Source organism: Microcoleus sp. FACHB-SPT15 (genome assembly GCF_014849525.1).
Lineage (GTDB): Bacteria > Cyanobacteriota > Cyanobacteriia > Cyanobacteriales > Coleofasciculaceae > Symplocastrum > Symplocastrum torsivum.
Genome location: NZ_JACJNU010000036.1, coordinates 36,729 through 59,129 on the forward strand (window position 1 = coordinate 36,729; position 22,401 = coordinate 59,129).

General features: G+C 45.7%; 21 protein-coding genes and 2 pseudogenes. 13 read left to right on the forward strand and 10 right to left on the reverse strand.

The window, feature by feature from the left end:
• The first annotated feature begins 126 nt into the window (after positions 1–126).
• The gene (locus H6F98_RS12305) at positions 127–1,737 is read left to right on the forward strand and encodes a serine hydrolase (RefSeq protein ID WP_313929848.1); all 1,611 of its coding nucleotides are present in this window, start codon (positions 127–129) and stop codon (positions 1,735–1,737) included.
• Between the two features lie 150 nt (positions 1,738–1,887).
• Here H6F98_RS12305 and H6F98_RS12310 read toward each other — a convergent pair whose 3' ends face one another.
• Positions 1,888–2,616 (reverse strand): DUF429 domain-containing protein, encoded by a 729-nt coding sequence (locus H6F98_RS12310; RefSeq protein WP_192218979.1) that lies wholly within the window; start codon positions 2,614–2,616, stop codon positions 1,888–1,890.
• A 173-nt stretch (positions 2,617–2,789) separates the two neighbouring features.
• Here H6F98_RS12310 and H6F98_RS12315 point away from each other — a divergent pair, with 173 nt between their 5' ends.
• The 4 genes from H6F98_RS12315 (at position 2,790) to H6F98_RS12330 (ending at position 7,403) form a co-directional block, all read left to right on the forward strand.
• Entirely contained in the window at positions 2,790–3,470 is a 681-nt protein-coding gene (locus tag H6F98_RS12315) for a hypothetical protein (RefSeq protein WP_192218980.1), read from the forward strand.
• A gap of 44 nt (positions 3,471–3,514) precedes the next feature.
• Entirely contained in the window at positions 3,515–5,419 is a 1,905-nt protein-coding gene (locus tag H6F98_RS12320) for a hypothetical protein (protein WP_192218981.1), read from the forward strand.
• 10 nt (positions 5,420–5,429) lie between these two features.
• The gene (locus H6F98_RS12325) at positions 5,430–6,893 is read left to right on the forward strand and encodes a DUF1802 family protein (protein ID WP_192218982.1); all 1,464 of its coding nucleotides are present in this window, start codon (positions 5,430–5,432) and stop codon (positions 6,891–6,893) included.
• Positions 6,894–7,106: 213 nt separating this feature from the next.
• A complete protein-coding gene (locus H6F98_RS12330) occupies positions 7,107–7,403 on the forward strand; it encodes a hypothetical protein (protein WP_192218983.1) in 297 nt (98 codons plus the stop codon).
• Between the two features lie 141 nt (positions 7,404–7,544).
• On the opposite strand, the gene H6F98_RS34050 is transcribed toward H6F98_RS12330, so the two are convergent.
• Complete coding sequence (locus tag H6F98_RS34050) at positions 7,545–7,673, reverse strand: hypothetical protein (RefSeq protein WP_277927570.1); 129 nt, start codon at positions 7,671–7,673, stop codon at positions 7,545–7,547.
• Here H6F98_RS34050 and H6F98_RS12335 point away from each other — a divergent pair.
• Both H6F98_RS12335 and H6F98_RS12340 read left to right on the forward strand, forming a co-directional pair.
• On the forward strand, positions 7,673–7,918 hold the full coding sequence (locus H6F98_RS12335; RefSeq protein WP_192218984.1) for a UPF0175 family protein: 246 nt from the start codon (positions 7,673–7,675) through the stop codon (positions 7,916–7,918). The genes H6F98_RS34050 and H6F98_RS12335 overlap by 1 nt on opposite strands.
• A complete protein-coding gene (locus tag H6F98_RS12340) occupies positions 7,909–8,400 on the forward strand; it encodes a DUF3368 domain-containing protein (protein WP_192218985.1) in 492 nt (163 codons plus the stop codon). Before H6F98_RS12335 ends, H6F98_RS12340 begins: the two co-directional genes overlap by 10 nt.
• Positions 8,401–8,547: 147 nt before the next feature.
• Here H6F98_RS12340 and H6F98_RS12345 read toward each other — a convergent pair whose 3' ends face one another.
• Positions 8,548–8,883, reverse strand: coding sequence for a XisI protein (locus H6F98_RS12345; protein WP_192218986.1), 336 nt, complete (start codon positions 8,881–8,883; stop codon positions 8,548–8,550).
• Between the two features lie 44 nt (positions 8,884–8,927).
• Positions 8,928–9,290 (reverse strand): annotated as a pseudogene (locus H6F98_RS12350) (XisH family protein).
• A 330-nt stretch (positions 9,291–9,620) separates the two neighbouring features.
• Between H6F98_RS12350 and H6F98_RS12355 the strand changes: the two are divergent.
• The gene (locus H6F98_RS12355; RefSeq protein ID WP_192218987.1) at positions 9,621–10,787 is read left to right on the forward strand and encodes an FAD-binding oxidoreductase; all 1,167 of its coding nucleotides are present in this window, start codon (positions 9,621–9,623) and stop codon (positions 10,785–10,787) included.
• 80 nt (positions 10,788–10,867) lie between these two features.
• Here H6F98_RS12355 and H6F98_RS12360 read toward each other — a convergent pair whose 3' ends face one another.
• The gene (locus H6F98_RS12360; RefSeq protein WP_192218988.1) at positions 10,868–11,146 is read right to left on the reverse strand and encodes an EamA family transporter; all 279 of its coding nucleotides are present in this window, start codon (positions 11,144–11,146) and stop codon (positions 10,868–10,870) included.
• Positions 11,147–11,339: 193 nt separating this feature from the next.
• Here H6F98_RS12360 and H6F98_RS12365 point away from each other — a divergent pair, with 193 nt between their 5' ends.
• Positions 11,340–11,690 carry a hypothetical protein gene (locus H6F98_RS12365; RefSeq protein WP_192218989.1) on the forward strand — a complete coding sequence of 117 codons (351 nt, stop codon included), beginning with the start codon at positions 11,340–11,342 and terminating at the stop codon, positions 11,688–11,690.
• Positions 11,691–11,913: 223 nt separating this feature from the next.
• Here the strand turns inward: H6F98_RS12365 and H6F98_RS12370 are convergent, their stop codons facing one another.
• Both H6F98_RS12370 and H6F98_RS12375 read right to left on the reverse strand, forming a co-directional pair.
• Positions 11,914–12,096 (reverse strand): ribbon-helix-helix domain-containing protein, encoded by a 183-nt coding sequence (locus H6F98_RS12370; protein ID WP_192218990.1) that lies wholly within the window; start codon positions 12,094–12,096, stop codon positions 11,914–11,916.
• Between the two features lie 385 nt (positions 12,097–12,481).
• Positions 12,482–15,001 (reverse strand): transglycosylase domain-containing protein, encoded by a 2,520-nt coding sequence (locus H6F98_RS12375; protein WP_192219044.1) that lies wholly within the window; start codon positions 14,999–15,001, stop codon positions 12,482–12,484.
• A 333-nt stretch (positions 15,002–15,334) separates the two neighbouring features.
• On the opposite strand from H6F98_RS12375, the gene H6F98_RS12380 reads away from it, so the two are divergent.
• The 3 genes and pseudogenes from H6F98_RS12380 to H6F98_RS34595 all read left to right on the forward strand — a co-directional run.
• Positions 15,335–15,595, forward strand: coding sequence for a SemiSWEET transporter (locus H6F98_RS12380; RefSeq protein WP_192218991.1), 261 nt, complete (start codon positions 15,335–15,337; stop codon positions 15,593–15,595).
• 30 nt (positions 15,596–15,625) lie between these two features.
• Positions 15,626–17,263 carry a radical SAM protein gene (locus tag H6F98_RS12385; RefSeq protein ID WP_192218992.1) on the forward strand — a complete coding sequence of 546 codons (1,638 nt, stop codon included), beginning with the start codon at positions 15,626–15,628 and terminating at the stop codon, positions 17,261–17,263.
• A gap of 50 nt (positions 17,264–17,313) precedes the next feature.
• Positions 17,314–17,448, forward strand: a pseudogene (locus tag H6F98_RS34595) (Uma2 family endonuclease); the annotation flags it as partial.
• A gap of 14 nt (positions 17,449–17,462) precedes the next feature.
• Here H6F98_RS34595 and H6F98_RS12390 read toward each other — a convergent pair.
• Both H6F98_RS12390 and H6F98_RS12395 read right to left on the reverse strand, forming a co-directional pair.
• Complete coding sequence (locus tag H6F98_RS12390; protein ID WP_192218993.1) at positions 17,463–18,146, reverse strand: pentapeptide repeat-containing protein; 684 nt, start codon at positions 18,144–18,146, stop codon at positions 17,463–17,465.
• An 88-nt stretch (positions 18,147–18,234) separates the two neighbouring features.
• Positions 18,235–19,122 carry a PhzF family phenazine biosynthesis protein gene (locus H6F98_RS12395; RefSeq protein ID WP_192218994.1) on the reverse strand — a complete coding sequence of 296 codons (888 nt, stop codon included), beginning with the start codon at positions 19,120–19,122 and terminating at the stop codon, positions 18,235–18,237.
• 209 nt (positions 19,123–19,331) lie between these two features.
• Between H6F98_RS12395 and H6F98_RS12400 the strand changes: the two genes are divergently transcribed.
• The gene (locus tag H6F98_RS12400; RefSeq protein ID WP_192218995.1) at positions 19,332–20,672 is read left to right on the forward strand and encodes a septal ring lytic transglycosylase RlpA family protein; all 1,341 of its coding nucleotides are present in this window, start codon (positions 19,332–19,334) and stop codon (positions 20,670–20,672) included.
• 128 nt (positions 20,673–20,800) lie between these two features.
• Here the strand turns inward: H6F98_RS12400 and trpE are convergent, their stop codons facing one another.
• Positions 20,801–22,351: an anthranilate synthase component I gene (trpE, locus tag H6F98_RS12405; RefSeq protein WP_192218996.1), complete on the reverse strand. Its 1,551-nt coding sequence runs from the start codon at positions 22,349–22,351 to the stop codon at positions 20,801–20,803.
• Between the last annotated feature and the right edge of the window lie 50 nt (positions 22,352–22,401).

The window sequence follows — 22,401 nt, forward strand, 5'->3', positions numbered from 1 at the left end:
AGGCTTGGTCAAATAACTCGTTGAGATAATTAGCACGCCAGCAATTAACGAATTGCTGCTAAAAGAGTTAAGTGTAGGACAGCCGTCTACAACTAACTGGATTGCGTTGGAGTGGAGGTGCCACGAGTGGCAGCGTCTAGGGACAAGAGGCATCAGCCTGAGGATTTGGAAATGGAACAGGGACAACGCGATCGCCTTCGTATTCGTCGGCGTCGAAACCAACAAAAACCACTGATTGGGCAGGAGGAATCACGTAAACTGCCTCAACCGCCTGATCTACGCCCCCAAGCCATTCCTGTGAGGGGGCAGATACCTCGCAAGCCAAAGCCACAATCAGTAAGCCGTATTCTGCCTCAGGTGCAGCCATTGCAACCGGGTTCTGAGCTTAATCCTCAGCAACCAAAACTCAGAATACCTCGCACAAACCCTTTCTCACCCAACGTTGACGCGGGACGTAGACGGACTGTACGCACTCCTATTGAGGCTCCAGCTTTCCCGCGCCCTAAACAGCAGGTGGATACCAGCAATCTACGTCCGAGCAACAAGCGGTTAAGAATGGGTGGAACAATACCTGTTACTCCAGCACCAGTGGGAACGGGAACTAGGCGTGTTCGACAAGCCCCTGCTTCTGTGTCGCCTCAAAGCAAGAAAGCTCGTTCACCTCGGCATTCCCAAAAGCGTCCTCTAAGTCCATTTATCCATATCATTCGTCTATTGATTTTGGGGATTGGTATTGGTGCCATTGTTGGGACACTATTGTCGGCATTAAATCCAGCAACACAAGCATCAGATAAGGTTAAGGAGACTCCCAAAGCTGAAGTTCAGGAAAGCCCTAGTGAGGTTAACACGGGCACACCCCTAGCACTGAGCCAGGAAATCCCTGAGTTAAAAGCGCAAATGCAGACACTAGCGGCAGAACACCCAACCTTGCAACCCGGAGTCTTTCTTGTCGATATGGATACCGGGGCATACCTAGACTGGCAGAGTAATGCCACTTTTGCTTCCGCTAGCACAATCAAGGTGCCAATTCTAGTCGCGTTTTTTCAGGATGTGGATGAGGGCAAAATTCGGTTGGATGAACCCTTAACGATGCAACCGGAAATGATCGCGGCTGGTTCTGGAGATTTGCAGTACAAACAAGCTGGAACACAGTACACAGCCTTGGAAGTGGCAACGAAGATGATCATAATTAGTGATAACACCGCCACTAATATGCTGATTACCCGACTCGGTGGGGCAGCAGTACTAAATGCACGGTTCCGGGAGTGGGGCTTGTCGGCAACAAGCATTAACAGCCCACTACCAGATGTCGAAGGAACGAATACAACGAGTCCTAAAGACTTGGGAAATTTGATGTCGCTTGTGAATCAAGGGAAATTAGTGTCATTGCGATCGCGCGATCGCCTTTTAGACATCATGCAGCGGACTCAAACAAATTCCCTATTACCTCAAGGATTGGGTGCCGGAGCAATCATTGCCCACAAAACAGGTAATATCGGCTCACTACTGGCTGATGTTGGCTTGGTGGATATGCCGACGGGTAAACGTTACCTCGTCGCCGTTATGGTGAAGCGTCCCCACAATGATGCCACGGCTGAAGAGCTAATCCGGCAAATCTCTCGCACGGTTTATGACTACTTCAATCAACCGCGTGTAACTCCGAGTACAACCTTAACGCCTTCTGAAGGCACGGCTACAATTAGCCAATCGCTCACATCGGAAGACTCTGTTAATTAATTGCTGCTTTGATAAGTTGGAGGAAGTAGAGCTTAAAAGTCCCCCAGGATTGGGGGATTTAGGGGGCAAAATCACTTCAAACGCAAACTAGAAAAATTGTGCGTACACAGTAGCCTTGTCGGGAAGAGGTCAGCATTTAATTGCGTTGTCCTACTTAGCTGGAGCGGGAACAACAATGTAACCCGTTGTGGCATCTCCTAATACCCAGTTGCGCTCAATGCCCCAGTACCACCAGTGAGCGGCGACGTAACCGCAGATTAGGCTATCGAGTTGGTCTTCGACGGCTTTGATCGCTGTGCCTGTGGTGGGAATTTCGGGGAGGGAGGAAGCACAGAGGTTTAAGGTCGGTTCTAGGCTGGGCAAGATATCCAGGATGTATTGACGAAGTTTTATGAGTTCTAATCGTCGCTCAGCGAGGGTGCCTTTTTTGTATTTGAGGATGCGATTTAGACCGAATAAATGCACGATCGCAGGATGGGGAAATACCTCGATTTGGAAGCGACCTAATTCTTTGGGGTCAATTACGGGGGCGTGAGTAAAGCCTCGTGCTTCGAGACTTAGACCAAACTCGACGATGCGTTGTGCAAATGGTCGTCCGAGATTGGCGGGGTAGCATCCAGCGTGATAGTGGCGAAAGTGCTGGTGGGTGAGCTTATCCGGTAGGCGCATTCCTGTGAGGTTGGGGATAAGCGTTGGGGCATCAACGGCAATCATTGCGGGTTCTGTGGAGGATGCCCATTGATCTACCCATTTATGGATGTCTGTTATTGGTTGCTTAAGGCTTAGATCTAGTAGGTGCAACGATCCATTTGACCAAGCTAAGCAGCACAGTCCGCTAGCTCCAGAACTCCAACCTAGGTCAATTCCTAAAAATTTCATTGAGCAACCTGATATTGACCTGCTTTGAGAAGATTTAAAGTTTCCGTAAATTTACGGTGGCATTAGGTATCCCGTTTCCCGATTATTATCTTTGAGCTGTGTAGATACTGTAGCTCTGGGAAATAGCCTTTGAAAGACTAATTTTACCTCTCAACTTACCTGGAATTATTAATATGTCAGCAAAAAACAAAATCCAATCTAAGGGTTCAGGTGTTAACGAACACCAAGCTAAAACTCGCTTACTGCTTGCTTTGTGGGATATCGGAGCCAGTAAGGAAGAAGTGATGAAAAGTCAAGTGACAAGACGAATTGTATCAAAGAGTCAGAAAGTAGCAGACTATCAAGGAATTTTTGACCAATTGGAAAAGGATGGAGTGATCACGATCGCTAAAAACAAATTCTCCCTCTCTCCTAAAGGCGTGGAATTGTTAGGTGAGAGTCTGAAACATCATGACGTAAAGTTTGAGGGTTCAATTGTTGGGACTTGGGTTGCTAATGCTTTAGTCAGGTGGATTGCACAGATGGATGGTGCTGTCAGCACTCCTGCTAAACCAGGGAAGACAAAGGAAAAGGCGATCGCATCTTACGACAAGTTTAAGCACATAGCGTTAGATGTCTACGACCAGCTTAACCGGGACTACAACCTGGACAATCTAGTGCCGATTTATCGGATTCGGCGGGAAATAGGCGATCGTGTTAGCCGTTCTCAGTTCAATGAGTGGCTGATGGAAATGCAGGCTAACGACATTTTGCAGCTTCAAGGCGGCAGCGTAGAGGACAGCGCCCCAGACAAGATTGAAGATTCCATCACTACAGAACTTGATGGACTACGCTGCTATGCAAGACTTCTGTAACCCTAAATTGTCATTCACTTCTCACTCAGTCATTCCACAAACCTATGAGCAGTAATCCATCTAATATTGACGACCTTATTAGAAGTCACAATCCGTTTGCGGGTCATATTGTTGTCAGACCTCCGCAGATATGGGCAAAGAGTTTTCCTGATGTTCCTTCAATCAATGCTCATGCCTCTAATGCTGTTTTGGAAGCAGTTACACAAGTACGCCAAGGGCAGCGTCAAGTTGTAGGCATCACTATTACCGCTGAAAAAGGGCTAGGAAAAAGCCAAATAATCAGTCGGATTCGGCATCGTTTGCAGGCAGAAAACGGTGCCTTATTTATCTACATGAGCAAGTATGACAACCTGAATCAGATTAAGTATCAATTTCTTCAAACCGTAGCCTCTAGCCTCAGAGCATTTGGTAGTTACCAAGGGGTGATGCAGTGGCAAGAACTAGCAGCGGCTTTGATTAACGAAGTAAGGAAATGGAATTACACACCTCAGCAGTATATTAGTCTATTTCCATCATGGTTGAATAAATATTCAAACAAAGTAGTCGAACACTTAACTGATTGTGTTCTTCAGATAAAGCCTAGTATCAACAATCCCTATATAGTGAAAGCTATTCTTTGGACACTCTCTTCTGCACACGCTATCTATGCAACTCATTGGCTCTCTGGTTTGGAATTAACGCAGACACAAGCAGAGGCAATGGTACTCCCCAATCCCAAAAGAGAGGACAGGGAAGCTGAAGCATTAAGCACTATTCGCCAAATTTTAGACATAACCAGTAGTTACAGAGTGCCTGTAATCTGCTTTGATGAATTAGATGTCGCAGATGCTGATGATAATGGCTTTACCGCAGCACAAGTCATTGCTAACTTAACAAAGGATTTATATAACAACCTTGAACGTGGCGTTTTACTACTGGCGATGTATCCTGAAACATGGAGAGATCAAGTTAAACATTTGCCCCAAGCAGACGCGGTGATTGATCGGTTGGTAAGTGAACAAAGGGACAGACAACCTATCACCTTAAACTATCTGAACTCTGATGATGTTTTGGCAATAGTTTTTTATTGGTTAAAAGAGTTTTACGAAGAAAATCAACTAAGTCCACCTAATCCTCTCTATCCATTTGATGAAAATAAACTTAGAGATCTGGGTAAGGGTAAACCTACCATAAGAGCAGTATTAAAGTGGTGTGCAGAACATTTTATTATACCAGAACCTGTAATCCCACCCAAGGATGGTAAGCTACCACCGCGTCCACCCAAACATTTGGTTGAACCTTCCTTCGAGGCAGAATTGGCAAATATTGAAGAGAATATAGATGTCTTATCGGAAGAAAATAATGATGTAATTGCTGATGCTTTGTGGTCAGCCTTCTTTGCTCTAAAAAGCCACACGCTAGAGGGTATAACAATCAGTACAATTGAAGAGATTCAAGCCAACAGTGCAGACAAAGGATATATTCACTTTAAAATAGTTGGCAAAGAAAATCAAGAAGTCATAAAAATTGGAGTGGCTGTTCTTCAGCAATCTGGAGGAAGATATCAGGGAGCTGCATTAAAACGACTAATAAACTATGAGAAATTTGACATAACTCGCGGTTGCTTGGTTCGCTCTAATAAAATAAATTCAGGAGCAGCCGGAGCAAAAGACTGTATAAAAAAGCTATTAAAAAAAGGTGGAGAGTGGGTGCTTTTGCAGAGCCAAGATATCAAACCTCTTTTAGCTATCAGAGCTGTCTTGGATAATTGTGAAAGTTATGAACTGAGTGAGGAGGAAATTCTAGATTTTATACGGCAGAAAAGGTTAGCAATTGATAACCCGCTCATCCGGGAGATTCTAAGCGCTCCATCGGGACAAGAGCCTGAAAATTTGTTGGATGAAGATATGCCTGTTAGCATTCCTCAAACTGTATCTGACTCAGTAGATAACATCGAGCTAAACATTTAGATAACCAAAAATGAGCCAGCAGGTTTCAATTCCAATAGCATTGCGCCTACCTGCCCCAGATATAGAAGCCTTAATCAAAGGGTTGATGATAGCTGCAATGCCTCGGATATTCGTTAATCCGGGGCGGCAATTTGCCCTCTATCCCTCCGACACTTCGAGTAATGTCCTGTCAACCGAGCAGCATTATCGCTCAAACTTTCTGCCTACTGCCCAAAAAAGTCTGGCTGAACTTGGTTCTGAAACCGTTTCGATTAAAGCCTGGGCAAGGTGTGAACTCTGCCAAGTGGTGGATGAATCCGAACCCCTTGATTTTTTGCCGCACCTGACGGTATGGACAAAAGAAGCCTTACAGCAAACTCTCTCAAAGCGGGGGAATATTTTTCTTGCTTACTTGCGAGTTTACCGACTTCCTCAACCCCTTAAAATACCCGTAAACCCCAATCCCCGATTTGTTCCCCTACCGCAACCTTTGACGGTTACCCAAGCAACACCTGTCTTAAACAACGCCTTCTTTGAACAGCGCTGTCGCCAAATGCAAGAACGACAGCCACCCCTGCATCCTGAATTAGAAGAGTTGCAAAGTGCGATCGCTCTTTTATCAGCCACAAACCCAATAGCTGAGGAACTAGACCAGGATATTAAGATATTTCTAGGTTGGGCAAGCAGTCAAACCGCCCGGCGGCTCGATTCAGATTTAGCTTGGGTTCAAAAAATCGCAGAGGTAGGAAATTCTAGCGATGGCAACCAATTTGAAAAGCTAGTGCGGAAAAGTCTGCTCAAGCTAGGTTTTACAAACTCCAATCAAAATCCCCAAACTAGCCTTGACCCTGCTACAACAGGTGGAGCAGGGGGTTTAGACTTTTACTGTGAAGCTCCCTATCCAGTAGTAGGAGAGTGTAAGGCAACCAAAAGTGAAAAAGTACCTGATGGAACACCAGCCCAGCTAATCAAGCTTGGCTATAAGCATCTTCAGAAACACTATGACAGTTGTATCAAATTAATTGTGGCGGCTGGCGATTTAACTGTAGCTGCCCTACAAACTGCTGAAGGAAACAAAATAAGCGTGATTCGTCCTGAAACTCTGCAAAACCTGGTTGAACTGGAAGCACAGTACAAAGGCTCTATTGACTTGATGAAGCTAAAAGAACGCTTACAAGAAGCCTATGGTTTAGCTGACGAGAAAGTTGAGTATTATCTGGCTGAAGTTCGCAATGAGATAAAAGTGCGATCGCAACTTGTTCAAGCTGTTAAGAAGTTGCGTGAACAAGGAAGTGAACATCTAACAGCCGAGATTCGTGTTTACTATAATGCTGTGCTTGCTAAAGAGCCAAAATCAAGGTTGAATGAGTTGCTGCAAGTTCATGATTTACTCGTAGAGCTTTCCTCTCCCTTAACGGGTTACTTGGGGCGAATTAAGGGAAGTGATTGGAAGAGCGATCGCTTTTACTTCCTGCGTGATTTACAAGTTGACTGATGACTAGATGGAGGAAATGCGATCGCTTCTGCAATAAGTCATAGGTGAACGCGATCGCTAACGATACGATTGAGTAGAGGAGTGCGCTCAAATTAACTGAAGTGACAGACGAAACCAGGCAGGAAATAGCAAGACAACTAGCTAGAGAACTAGCATCAAGAACAGTTATTCCACCTAGAAGATTGGGGCATTAGCCTTTGGAGGTACAGTGTAATGCTTACTCTAGACGTACAATCAATTTTAAATGCAATTCCAACCGAGGTTCATTGGCAAGATGTCGTGCAGTTTGAGAAACTCGATGATCGTGTTGCTAGAGCAAATGATCTTTGTGCCAATGTTGTTGGTGTGAATGAAGGCTATATCGAATGGTGTCCCAATGATGAGCCACCAAGCATGATGGAAACCTTAGTTTGGTGGTGGGTTGTTCGTCCCGATTTAGGAGCCGCGATAGCCCTTGAAGCACCTCAAGAACTTAAGGAAATTATTGGTCAGTATATTCTGCAAAACTAGATAGAGAGAAAGCCGCAAGAAATGCCCGAAATTCTAATTGAGCTTTCCTCACCTTTAACTGGTTACGTGGGGCGAATTAAGGGGAGTGATTGACAGCGCGATCGCTTTTACTTCCTACGGGACTTACAAGTTGACTGATGACTAGATGGAGGAAATGCGATCGCGAAGCGCTGCTGCTTTCAGCAGATCGCCTTCTATGTTCCAGTAACCCAAGCGGCGATCGCTTATCCTGAATTCATCAGAGTTAACTATCCCAGGCAGAAAACACAATGAGCGTCGTCATTTCCGATGACATTCTCCAAGCAGCAGGAATGTCAGAAGCCGAATTAAAGCTAGAAATTGCGATAATGCTTTTCCAAAAAGAGAGAATTAGCATCGGCAAAGCCAGTCGTCTAGCAGGCATGAATCAAATCCAGTTCCAACAATTGTTAGCCCGTCGTGGCATTTGTATTCATTACGACGTTGCCGAGTTTCAAGAAGACTTGAAGAGTCTGCGGGAAAGAGGATGGCTGTAATTGTAGTCAGCAATACCTCACCGATCAGCAACTTGGCTATGGTTGGTCAGTTGACTATCCTGCAAGAAATTTACAGCAAAATTATCATTCCTACTGCTGTCTATAACGAATTGACTGACGAAGGTGCTGGAGATGTCGTTGCTACCGCAGTCCAATCCTCAACTTGGATTGAAACTCAGCCAGTTGCAAATCTGACACTGGTTACAAGTCTTCAAAGTAAAGTGAATGAAGGTGAAGCTGAGGCAATTGCTTTTGCCATTGAATTAGATGCAGACGAACTTCTAATAGATGAGCGACTAGGTAGAAGAGAAGCAACTCGTTTAGGAGTTCCAATTACTGGAGTCTTGGGAGTTCTACTGATAGCCAAACAAAGAGGACTGATTACGGCTGTCAAACCCGTGATGGATGAGTTAATCGCACAGGCTGTTTTCCGAGTTAGCAGTCAACTGTATTCTGATATCTTGCAGGCGGCTGGTGAGTAGTGCGATAACGTTTCTTCGAGGTGCTATGCGATCGCTTTTACTTCTACGTGATTTACAAGTTGATTGATGACGAGATGGAGGAAATGCGATATCTAATACGTCTTTAGAGTTTGGAAGCCTTGAAAAACTCACCAAAATTTAGTTAGTTCAACATACTGCATAATCTGTAAACTCACGAATATAGGGTGGATGAAATCCAACAACAATATCCTCCTTCGGTACACCCATTTCAACTAATCGCTGCCCAACCTCTTCCTCTGTTCCATTCCACTGAATCCAAATTTTGCCATCTTTGATGTCAAAGTGCATCACAGGACCAAAGACTCGCCGCTTGTTTTGCCAACCCATATAAAGTAGTTGATAATGATCGCCTTCTGTATCTGCAATAATTTGAGCTTCAATTTCATCATTTGAAGAGACATACTCTGCATATTCCTTTAGGATTTGCTGAATACAGTTTCGGTATTTACTCAAGTCTGCCATCTTACGATTTCCTCTACTTCCACGTTATAGACTAAAAGATTAACTTAACTTCGTTGAATCACTGATTGAATAAAAGATTTTTAAAAAAAATCGTTGTAAGCGTTTAACGGAACTGCTAAATATAAAACTCTATCCGGCTCTTGCACTTCTAAGGCATATCGGTAGTTAATAAACTGTCCTAGCGCGGTATGAAACTCAGAAATTGTAGAAGTACCAATAAAGCTTTTAACTTCAACCGCTATTTTTTGCCCATTTTGCTCTGCTGCAATAAGCTTCTGCGCTCCCAGATCAATATACATATCAGCAATACCTTCGATGCGGACTGTAAGAGGGTCGTGGCTAATCCGCCATCCATCTTTTTGCAAGGCGGTTTTCACCACCTCGTGAAACCGATCTTTAGCTGACATATTCTGGTACTTAGTCTTTTGAAGAATGAGACTTTAGTATAAGAATTATATTAGCCTTTGATAGAGAGAACGCAACAAGTACTTCACGAAATTCTGATAGAGTTTTCCTCACCATTGACAGGTTACTTGGAGCAAAAAAGAGGAAGTTAGGACTTACGCACAAGCCCCATATCATAGTCATTTCCGATAACATCCTCCAAGCAGCAGGAATCTCAGAAAAAGCTGATGGCTGATAGCTGACCGCTAAGTGCTACATATCACTCAAACTTTAATGAATGAGCATCGTAGACTTTTGCAAGGAGTTTATCAATCGGCGTGACAAGAGAATCTATGAAAATATATGACTGGATTGTGGTCGGTGGAGGTATTACAGGTGCAGCACTCGCTTATGAACTAGCGATCGCAGGCTTTAGTGTTCTGATACTGGAGCAACATGCTACCCTCCAAGGAGCCACCCGTTATGGGTATGGTGGACTTGCTTATTGGTCAGGCGTATCAGACTTAACACGAATCCTCTGCCAGGAAGGAATCGAACGTCACCGTCATTTATCTGAAGAGTTAGAAACGGATACTCAGTTTCGGGAGTTAGATTTACTGCTGACCATTGAAAACAAGAGTAACCCGCAAGCTGTGGCAGACAACTATAGCCGTTTTGCGATTCCCCCTACCTTGCTAAGTGTAGAAGATGCCTGTGAACTAGAACCACTGCTCAATCCAAATGCGATCGCCGGGGCACTAACGGTTCGCCACGGTCACATCCGACCCAGTAAACTGGCTGAGGGGTACAGGCAAGCCTTCCACCGTGCTGGGGGGGAAGTTCAGATTACTCAAGTTGTGGAACTGCTACGAGAAGGCAATCAAATCAAGGGAGTCAAAACCAAAGAGTCAACCTATTACGCCGCTAAAACTGTGGTTTGTGCAGGAGGACTCAGCCGTGCCTTACTCAAAGCCGTGGGGATTCAGGTTCCCGTGTACTTCACCCATGCCGAACTAATCGAAACCCCACCCGTTGACATCCAACTCCATACCCTAGTAATGCCAGCCCATACGAAGCGGTTTGACCTAGAAGAAAAAGCAAGTAGGACGGACGTAGACCCTTTATGGGATGAGCCAGGTCATGAACCCCTGCCACCCATTTTAGACGCAGGGGTAATCCAGTTTCTCGATGGTAGTTTACGGATTGGTCAAATCAGTCGTGTTCTAACTGACCCCAACGCGCAGGTTGATCAAGCTACCAGTGAAGCCCTGATTCGCTCCCAAATTGGGACTATCTTGCCTACTCTTGAGAACCTACCCGGAACTTGGCATCACTGCCTAGTCGCTTTCAGCAACAACCGTCTTCCTGTTGTTGGGGCGATTAGTAATATAGAGGGAGCTTATGTCTTCTCTGGATTTACAAACCCACTGGTGTTTGTCCCGCCCCTAGCCAAGCGCTTCGCTAGTTGGGCAACTGGGCAAGAGGATGCGATCATTGCTCAACTTTCACCGACAAGTTAATCAAATAGTGGGCGGTTTGGGGAACACCCCCAAGCCTGGTTTTTCTACAAACGACTATTTTTCGCTTAAGTCAGTGACATTCAGCCTAGGACTAAAGCAATCCCAGCCATTGCTACCAAGACACCCAAAACAGCTCGAACCGTCACGAGTTCACCTAGCCAAACCGCAATTGGCAGTACGAATAGAGGACTAGTCGCGGCAAGGGTTTGGGCAATTCCTGCTGCTGTAAATTTGAGGGCTGTCTGTTGTAGCCAAATTGCCAGGTAGGTACCAAAAAAGGCGGCAAAGAAACTTGCTCCTAATACCTGCCTGGACGGTAAATCTTTCCACTGAAAGCCAAGCTTTTGCCTTGATACCATGTTGCGGTCAAACGTAGTACTTTCGCTTTCCCCCCGGTATATCAAGAAGTACCGTTGTCCCCGTAGTTTCTTCCCAAATCCAACTTCTGGTTTACCAAAAACGTAACTTTAGTTAGATGTTAATGATACAAACTTGGGGGGCATACTATTGGTTAAATCTTTGTAGAACTTACCAATAGATAGGAACACAGGGATGAAATACACGTTTGAAATCTTAGGTATCTCACCAGTTTTAGATTTCTTCAACCATCAACAGACGTTTATTCAAAGAAACGTATCAACCGGCATCGAATACGTGGGAACTTATCAATGCACACTCGATGCTTTCCTTGAATCTATAGAGACTGTTCCTCCTAAAGGGGGTTGGGAAATGGATCGGGTTGTGGATACGGTAATTCAATTTTGGATGAATCACTCGGAAGGGATTCGGTATTGGAAGGTACGGTTAAATGATGCTGGTAAGGAAAATTTGTTAGTGGCGAGAGTCGCTGATATCCAGTCCTTAAGAGCTGAGTTTGAATCGTTGTTAGGCAACAATTCTTAATACTAGAACCAATAAATAGTAGTGATCAAAACATATTATTAACTCAGTCTGTGTTCTTGCGGATGGTTAAGCAAACAGTATTGACCGTCAACGCTTGAGTATTGACTGTGAAGTGGAAATTGAGCATTTCAAGTGAAGCGATCGCACATTCTCTTCACAAATTACAGGTGCGATCGCATTGTTTTGTGCGGGATAGCCTACGCTACTCTGTTAATCCTGCGTTTTACCTACCCTTTTGGGGTTTTTCGAGCTTGGGTGGAAGCTCACCTGTTTTTTGAGCTTCCATTACAGCCACTTCAATCAGGAAAGCCCCCAGATTAGCTGTAGGTCTTCCCTGTTGATCAGCCCAGCGCTCCAAAGCTTCATAAATAGAATCCGGCAATGTAACGTGAATGCGTCTACTCACTGTCAATGCTTGCCTTTTGTTATTGTTCTTAGTAGTAAGTTTGCACCCAAAAGTCACTTAATAGCATCGATAACTACATAATTGTAATTTTTAAGTTACAAATTGGTGCTGATAAGTAATTGCTTTGTAAACGATGGGAAAATCAATAACCAAGCAGGTCAGTGAAAAATAAACATTGTTGGTTTAAGGACTAGGCAATTAGGAACTGGGAAACTTTGCCCTACTTAACTTAACTGAAGCGATCGCCCTATTTATAGGTACGAATCCTCTATACATTCTCATGCTTTGTCCCCTTTTTATTCCTCTAAATAAATAATAAATAAGGAGCAATTCAGTGAATTACCCCCTAGATGTCCTTTATGTTCCCTACTAACAACTAGCTACTTCATTCCGCAGAAGCCGGTGCATCAGGCGCCGCCGGAGCTGGGGCAGAGGGCGCTTTTCTAGAAGCAGGAGGAGCGGGAGGTGCCGCAACAGGTGCGGGTTCAAATTTGGGAGCGGGAGGTGCCGCAGCAGGCCTTGGCGCTGGGGGAGCAGATTGAGCAGCTCGTCGTCTTGCAGGCGCTGACTGTCTGGGTGCTGGATTGCTGGGAGCCGATTCCCTGCGAGACGACCTGCGGCGAACGGGTTGGCTCGGAGCAGGTTCGTTGGAAGCCTGGTTTTGTACAGACTGACGGCGACGAGAACGTCTGACGGGTTGTTCTTGCTGAGGCTGAGGTTGGCTAACTGTTTCGCTGCGCCGACGCCGACTGGAACGACGAGGTTCTACTGGTGTTGCCTCGGAACGTGTAGTGCGATCGCTTCTTCTACTTCTTCTAGATGTACCTTCAGAAGACCGTTCTGACCTGTCCGACCTCTCTGAGTCAGGAACTTTTTTAGTTATTGCCCGCTTAAATCGAATTCGCTTAGCTTCAATCGTTGGCTTACGACCTTCAATTTTGTCAGGTCGGTCGGGGAAGGCTTCAACTTCCATATCTTCTACGACCTCCTTCATAAACTGACGCCAAGTTGCAGCCGCTGTAGTACTCGCACCACCGGTCGGCTTGTTGTCGTCATTGCCAAGCCACACACCACCTACCAGTTGAGGAATATAGCCAATAAACCAGAGATCGCGAGCATCATCAGTGGTGCCAGTTTTCCCCGCAACCGGTCGCCCTAGCTGAGCTGCACGACCGGTTCCGTTAGTTACAACACTTCGCAGCATCCAGGTCATAATCGCAGCCGTTTCTTCGTCAATTGCTCGTTCACCCTTAAAGTTTTCTTCGTAAATCACCTTGCCGTGCTGGTCAAGAATCCGCCTAATGCCGTGGGGTTTAGTATGAACTCCTTTGGCGGCGAGGGTACCGTAAGCACTCGTCATCTCTAGGAGATTCACCTCAGACGCTCCTAATGCCAGGGAGTAGGTCGAGTGAAGTTTCGATTCGATGCCCATTTTCTTTGCTACTTCGATGGTTGGCTCCCAACCGACATCAATTAACGTTTTGACGGCAACAACGTTGATTGAGGAGATGAGGGCGTCACGAATTGAAATCCAGCCTCGGAACTTTTCACTGTAGTTTTTCGGTTCGTAGCCATCGACAACGTAGGGAGCGTCTAAGTAGCCACGGTTTGGAGAGATGCCTGCGGCAACAGCAGTGGTGTAAAGAAATGTTTTAAAAGTAGAACCAGGCTGACGTTGAGCCTGAGTGACCCGGTTAAATTGTTGATCGTAAAAATCTTTTCCCCCAACCATGGCTTTGATCTGACCATTACGGGGGTCAATTGCGACTAAAGCGGCTTGCTTAAACCCTTGCCAGCGACCATTTTCTTCAATGGTGTCTTTAATTGCTTCTTCAGCAGCGGCTTGCCATTCCATATTTAGAGTGGTTTCAACGGTCAAGCCTTTAGATAGCACATCTTTAGGGACGTACTTGGGTAGTTCTTGTTGAACGTATTCGGTAAAGTAGTAGGCTTTGCGGTCAAGCCGTTTGGGATTGCTACGTTTTGTCGTTAGGGGGGTTGCGATCGCCGCTTGAGCTTCAGCAGGTGTCAGATATCCAACGTCCTGCATCCGTTGCAGCACGATATCACGGCGCTGTTTCGCAAGTTTTTCGTTAATAAACGGGGAGAATTCACTAGGAGCCGGAGGTAATGCCGCCAGCATCGCTATTTCTGGCACAGTGAGTTGATTGACGGTTTTACTAAAATAAACCCAAGCCGCATCCGTCACTCCATAGGCTCCTGAACCCAGATAGACGAGGTTCAAGTAACGCTCAAGAATTTGATCTTTGCTCAAATTCTCCTCAATTTTTTGCGCCATCCGCATTTCTTTGAGCTTACGCATGATGCTCTGCTCTTGGTCAAAGTAGACAATCCGCGCTAACTGCTGGGTGATTGTGCTACCACCTTCGACAACATTCCCTGCCTGGAGGTTAGACAGCGCCGCACGGAGAACACCTTGGAAATCGACCCCATGATGGTTTTCAAAGCGTCGATCTTCAATCGCGATGAAGGCTTGAATTAAGCGTTCAGGTATTTCCTGAACCTTCAGCGTCTCACGGGTGGCTGGGCCAATTTGCTGAATGATTGCGCCATCTGCGGCTTTAATCGTTACGGTGTCCTCTCGGACATACGTTAAGACATTATCTGTTGAATCAGGAACACTAGCCTCCAGCGCTTGCCAGCCTACACCTAACGCGATCGCACTACCCCCAACCCCCAACCCCAACCAAAACCAGTAGCGACGATGTAGCTGTCTTGGTCCTGTGAACTGCTCGATTACAGTGCCCGAAAGTCGCTTCATCCCGTTCAGTGGGACTGCGGCTCCTTGTAGGAAGCGTGTCAAGGGCAAACGCTTTGATTTAGATAGCTTTTTCTCATCTTGTTGAACATCACTATGAGACGTCCCTTCCGGTTTCGGTACCATCGAAGCTCCCGAATTCAACTGGCTCGATAGATCTTTATTCTTTGGGATGAATTTTGACACTTCAACTCCTCAATTACACCACAAGCCACCACAACTTCTTGCTTATTTTAGGGCTTGGGATCAAAATCTGGGCTAAGTACTAATTTTCTTTTTGCTATAAATTAAGACTCAATACCTTGAAACCCTTAGCCAGACTAAGGCTCAAAGCTCCCCAAAGAATTGCATCAGTTTATGTAAGTCCTCAAGGAACGGTCTAAACAAGCCTCCTCGCTTTACAATCCTTCGGCAAAGCCGCCATTAGTCGTTAACAGTAGTTGCTGAAAATTTATAACAATGGACACAGAATCAATTGATATTTTAGGCTACGTCGCGGCAACACTAACCACGATCGCTTTTTTACCCCAAGTGATTAAAACATGGCGTTCTCGGTCAGCTAAAGATGTTTCTTTAGTAATGATGATTACCTTCAGCATCGGTGTTTTCCTCTGGCTTCTGTATGGGCTAGCAATTCAGGCAATGCCAGTTATTCTGGCAAACGCCACAACCCTGATTTTGGCGTTGTTGATTGTAATTCTTAAAATTAGATATAGGTGAGACACTTTCGCTTACACTCACGCACTGCCTGTGACCCCTGTTGTATTTGCATCTGAACGCCTTCTTTTTACACCAGCCACTCCTGATGCTGGTGCGATTCAAACCATCTTTGCCTTTCCCAATGAATACAGCGTCGGGATTACTAGCCTAGGCTATCAGGTTGTGTGGGCAACACTCGCCATGCGCTCTGACATTCAGGTGAGTCGCTTGTTCACCGATTGCCATGAGCCATTACCGGGACGACCGGAATTGTTAGGTTACTCTTTATCATGGGAATTGGATTATGTCAATATACTGAATCTGCTGGAATTTCTGGAGATTCCAGTAAAGTCGGCAGAGCGTTCCTCTGACCACCCTCTCGTATTCGGTGGTGGACCAGTGCTGACCGCAAATCCAGAACCCTTTGCAGACTTCTTCGATGTGATACTGCTAGGAGATGGGGAAAACCTCCTAGGTGATTTCATTGACGCTTACAAAGAAGTCCGCACAGCCGACCGAAAGACTCAACTGCGTCGTTTAGCGCAGGTGCCAGGGGTATATGTTCCCAGCCTATATGAGGTCATTTACCACGACTCAACAGGTGCGATCGCATCAATTCACCCGATAGATACCGAAATTCCCGCCAAGGTAGAAAAGCAAACCTATCGGGGTAATACCTTATCCGCTTCAACAGTCGTAACTGAGAAAGCCGCTTGGGAAAACATCTACATGGTGGAAGTGGTACGCAGTTGCCCTGAGATGTGCCGCTTTTGTCTGGCGAGTTATCTAACATTACCGTTTCGGACAGCAAGTTTGGAAGGTTCCTTAATTCCTGCGATTAAGCGGGGGTTAGAGGTAACTGACCGGATTGGCTTATTGGGCGCATCAGTGACTCAACATCCAGAGTTTGAACAGTTGCTAGATTTCTTAAGTCAGCCTCAGTATGAAAACGTGCGGCTGAGTATTGCTTCAGTACGGACGAACACAGTAACACAGAAGCTAGCAGAAACCCTCGCCAAACGAGACACCCGCTCAATCACGATCGCGGTTGAAAGTGGTTCAGAACGGTTGCGGCAGATTATCAACAAGAAGCTGACAAATGAAGAAATTATCCAAGCGGCAATCAATGCCAAAGCTGGTGGATTAAAAAGTCTCAAACTCTACGGCATGGTGGGTGTTCCCGGTGAAGAGATGTCAGACGTTGAACAGACAGTGGCAATGATGCGAGACATCAAGAAAACTGTTCCTGGTTTACGATTAACGCTGGGTTGCAGTACGTTTGTCCCAAAAGCACATACACCGTTTCAGTGGTTTGGGGTAAATCCTGATGCAGAGAAGCGGCTGAAGTTTTTGCAGAAGCAGCTTAAACCGCAAGGCATGGAGTTTCGCCCGGAAAGCTATAACTGGTCAGTGATTCAGGCATTGATATCAAGAGGCGATCGCCGTCTCTCCCATCTTTTGGAACTAACACGACATTACGGTGACTCTGTCGGTAGTTTCCGCCGTGCCTTCAAACAGTTACGAGGGCAACTGCCAGAACTTGGCTTCTATGTCCATGCCAACTGGTCAACTGATCAAATATTGCCTTGGAGTCACTTGCAAGGGCCACTTCCTCAAGCGACACTACTCAAGCACCTGGAGACCGCTAAATCTCACTTCGAGCCACCTCTAGCTGTTAGCATTCGATGATAAAATTTCAACCTTAGAATCGTCATGACCCAGAGCGTAAACCCTGGTAACGCGCTGAAAGTGTAGAGCAGACGCGAAGGGATGCAATACCTCGGTTATTAGCAATGGGTTTGACTGTGGAACAGGTGGCAGAAGCGTTGAGTTTGTCTGTTGAGGAGGTTAGGCAAACGAGTACAGGATTTTGAATTGCTTCATCCCATCAATCTATAAAGATTGCTCCTCGCTGCATCAACTCAAGCTTCATCGTGTTAGTCAGTCCTAAATTGTTGCCAAAGTAAGCCTTTTCCACATTGGCACTTCCTAGTTCAACTTGCTTCAAGTCAGCACCTTGCAGATTCGCCTCATTAAGATTGACCTCAGTGAGTTCTGCCTGTTGAAGCAAAGCCCCGCTCAAATTCGTACCTCTTAGGTTAGCCTTTGGTAAATACGCACTGCACAAATTAGCACCGCTCAAGTTGGCACCACTTAAGTTCGCACGGGGTAGCATCGTCCGCAAATCTGCTCCTTGAAGATTAGCACCCCGCAAGTCAGCATCCCGGAGATTAGCATTAATCAGACTGACCTCGCTGAGGTCAGCGCCACTCAAGTTGGCACGACTCAAGTCAGCATACACAAAGTCAGCACCACAAAGGATTGCCTCAGTTAGGTCAGCCTGTTTCAAGTTAGCGACACTGAGATTCACGCCAGTGAGATTGACGCGGCGAAAATCTACCCCAGTGAGTTCCGCACGCTTGAAATTGACCCGCCTCAGGTCAGTACCAGCAAAATCCTCAAGAGGGTTTCGACCAAGAATTTTCGCTAACTCAAAAAAGTCATCTATACCTGAAGCAATAACGCGCTGGATGTCAGCTTGCAGTGCATTGCCGAATTTTCCATCAGTCATACATTAAACGATTAGACCAGTAAGGTTTAACGTAGGCAAGCAAACTTATTAAAAATCCTTATCGCAAAACCAATCAGATGCGATCGCTCTAAACAAATTCTCCTTTTGCAACCATCATCACCTTACCACCCACCAACACTTCTATCATGTCTTCATTCTTCTGCGCCTTGAGTAATAACAGAGAGGGTCTACCCATTTCATAACCCTGCTCAACACGCACATCCACAGGCTTTTCTCCAAAGTAGGAATACTCAACCAAATACCCCGCCAAACAACCATTTGCACTCCCCGTTGCTGGGTCTTCTGGAATCCCCAAATACTCAGCAAATACCCGAACGCTCAGATTATTCTCCGCTGAGTAGGTTTCTGGACAAAACACCAGGATTTCTTTGGCTTCAGTTTTCTCTACTAAGTTAAAGTATTTATCCCTATTTACACGAGTTCGCTTAAGAGATTCATGTGTTCTTAAAGGAACAATAATAAACGGAACTCCTGTAGACACTTCTTGAATAGGAAAACGAGAATCAATCTCATCTTCCTCCAAACCCAAAACTACAGCTAGGGCGGAAGCATCAAGTTTTTGATGAAAGGTAGGCGGGTTTTGACGCATCCATAGCACTTCACCAGCCTCTTCCGAATTGTGCCAAGTTACAGGGATTTGCCCAACCTTCAAGTTTAAGCTAACGGTTTCAACAGATTGCTTGATGATTTCTTGTTGAATAATATAGGCAGTACCTAACGTTGGATGACCTGCAAACGGCAGTTCTTTTGCAGGCGTAAAAATCCTGACATTATACCCTCCATTTTGCCCCTCTGTAGATGTAATAAAAGTGGTTTCTGAATAATTCATCTCTTTGGCAAATACTTGCATTTGAGCTTCAGAAAGATGAGCCGCATCTGTGAAAACAGCCAGTTGATTGCCTGAATACTTTTCGACGGCAAAGACATCAACAATATAAAAAGTTAGTCTCTTCATTTTCGTGGTTTTAAGGATTCACTATGACGAAATGAACAACTGGAGTCTGTTGGGTGCCAATCGGAGATCACTCCAGAAAACGCGCTAGAGTGCCGTATTAGGGCACTTATTGGGATCATCCTCAAGATTGATCTATTGATCCCCGATGTCTATATAATGTAATACTGTTCATCAGTCAGTGTGCATTTTACATTAAGATTTCACTGCTCATGTCATTTTTCGGACTTGTTCGAGTAACTTCCTGGGTTAGCTGTTTTCTGGCATCTAGTCAAGGGTTATTTAGGGTGCCTGATTACCTCAATAATGCTAGCCCTACCAGAGTTTTATCAGTTATTAGTAGTCCAATTGAGTTACCCAATCCTCGACTTTTTCCATCACCGCTCTACCCAGAAATTTGGTCTTCTAAATTAGCCGTTGCAGCGGTTCCTAACATTGGATTTCACTTCGGTCTAGGTACTTCCGAGTATCAGTCCCAGCCGAAAGAAGTGGCTGTTCATCCTCCCTCTCGTGTTAATGGAACGAACAATAGATTGTGTCGCCCCCAGTCAAATTCAGCAGAAAATTTCCAACCTATTGCAACTAGTCAATTATCCTCATCGGCTTCGTGGAGTGAAGTTTCCTATCGAGAGCCATCTAAAGCAACACTTCCTCAGCAGATTTTGCAGGTGATGCAAAATCTCTTACCTTGGCGCCAGCGTGCTGAATCGCCGGAAAAAGCCCTAATATCTTCGATTGTTGTTGTTAGTACTCAGGCTTCAGAACGAGTTGGAAATCAAGAAAATAGAGAAGGACGACGTATAAGGCGAGGCTTTTGGCACTACTCACAACGGCAAAAGAATCAAGGTGTTGCAGCGGTTTCCAAAAATGAGGCGAAGCAGTTTCAAGTCTGGGTGAAGGGGCAGCTAATTGCCCAACTTCCACATCAGCAGCAAGCTAATTTAATTGCTCAACGTCTGAAGCGGTTCTTGTCTGACCCGTCATTGGATACCTCTTTAATTGAGCTGACACGCTTTGATGGTTCACCTGCGATAAAAATTGGCGATCGCATTTTATTTAAAGTTAGCCAACACCTAGCAACAGACTTAAACCGAAATGGCGAACTACTTGCAATTGAATGGGCAAACAATCTCCGTCTTGTATTGGGAAAAGCTCCTTTGAAGCTAGCAGAAGCACAGAGGCAACTGCATAACTTAGTAGAAACATCAAAAACATTTGAAGGACAAGCCTCCTGGTACGGAAGCTATTTTCATGGTCGTCTAACGGCAACAGGAGAAACCTACAATCAGCACGAACTCACGGCTGCTCATCCCTCCCTACCATTTAATACTTACCTAAAAGTAAGAAATCTAGAAAACGATGAGTCTGTAATTGTTCGCATTAATGATCGAGGCCCCTATGTTGCTGATCGAACTTTAGATTTATCACGGGAAGCTGCTCGTTGCATTAATGGAGAAAAAGCAGGCATTATGCCCATTGAAGCCGTCATTATGGAACAACCCTCAACCCCATCCGGGCAATTCCTAGTTAACAATTTCTTATTTACGAAGTAGGCACTATGAGATATAGCAAAAGGCAGAAGAGGCACAATGAGCTGTCGATCACGGCGAATGGATGAAAATCCTTATTCCTTTTGCCCTGTGCCTTCTGCCTTCTGCCTTATTTTCAGATTAGGTTGTTCTCAGCCTTCCACTTTTTCTTGCCCCGTTGAGCGAAGGCAGCGAATTGCCTCTAGTAAGCCTCGCGCTTTATTGAGAGTTTCTTCGTATTCTTTTTCTGGGTCAGAATCAGCAACCAAACCAGCACCTGCTTGAACAGAGACGGTATGCTGACCAGAGTCTTGAAGGCGAACAACCATTGTGCGAATCGCAATCGCACTATTAAGCTGACCCTCAAAATCGTAGCAACCATATACTCCAGAGTAGGGACCACGACGCTCCTGCTCCAGTTCGTGAATAATTTCCATTGCCCGAATCTTGGGCGCACCGCTGACGGTACCAGCAGGAAAGCACGCTTTGAGTAAATCCCAAGTGGTTTTATTTTCGTCGAGTTCTCCCACGACATTGCTGACAATATGCATGACATGGGAATAGCGCTCAATTACCATCAGTTGATCAACATTCACTGTCCCAGCTTTACAAGCGCGTCCTAGGTCATTACGACCTAAGTCAACGAGCATGACATGTTCAGCAATCTCTTTTGGGTCTTTGAGTAACTCCCCTGCTAAAGCCTCATCTTCTTGAAGGGTCTGACCTCGGCGTCTTGTCCCGGCAATCGGTCGCAAGGTTGCCTGGAGTCCCCCGTGAGGTGAGGTGGTTGCCTTAACCATCACTTCTGGACTAGAGCCAATAATTTGCCAATCCCCAAAGTTGAAATATGCCATGTAAGGCGAGGGATTAATTAACCGCAGAGAACGGTAAAGGGCAAAGGGGTCACCACTGTAGTCTGCCGAGAGGCGCTGAGACAGCACAACTTGAAAGATGTCTCCGGCACGGATGTAATCTTTCGCTTTTTCGACATTCGTGCAGAATTGAGAGGCTTCTGTGTTGCTCGTATAAGACAACTCCTGAGTCGCGCTTTCTGGAGGTGTCCATTCTAGTACCGTGTCTTTGCCGGATAGGGGGAGTTGAAGTTTGTTGACCAATGCACGAACGCGATCGCACGCTTGTTGATAGGCTTGCTCTAAATTCCCATCCGATCCTCGCAAATCTGCGTATGCGATCGCCCAAATCTTACGCTTCACCTGATCAAAAATAATCAGGTTGTCCACCTGCATCCATAACCCATCCGGCAAATCCTGCTCAGAAGGCGGATAGACAGGAACACGCGGTTCCACCCAGCGAATCAGCTCATACCCCCAGAAACCAAATAAACCGCCAATTCCCGGCGGTAGTTGGGGCAATTTTACAGGCTGATAAGGTTTTAAACAATTGGCTAGAGTTTCAAAAGGGTCGCCCTCAAACACCGTAACTGAGGCATCCCGATGCGTCTGAGTTGTGCGTTCTCCTCTTGTTTCCAATACCCACAACGGGTCACAGCCCAAAAAACTGTAACGTCCTAGATTTTCTCCACCTTCTACCGATTCCAACAAAAAGCTGTAAGGCTGACCGGCACAAACCTTATACCAAGCTGATACGGGTGTCTCCAAGTCCGCGACCCACTCTTGGTAAACCGGAACAAAATTACCCTGTTGAGCCAGTGCTGAAAATTGAGAAAAATCTGGGAGAATCATCCGTTTGCTAGGGGCTAGGGGGTTGAGGCTAGAGCGTGGGGACTAGAGGG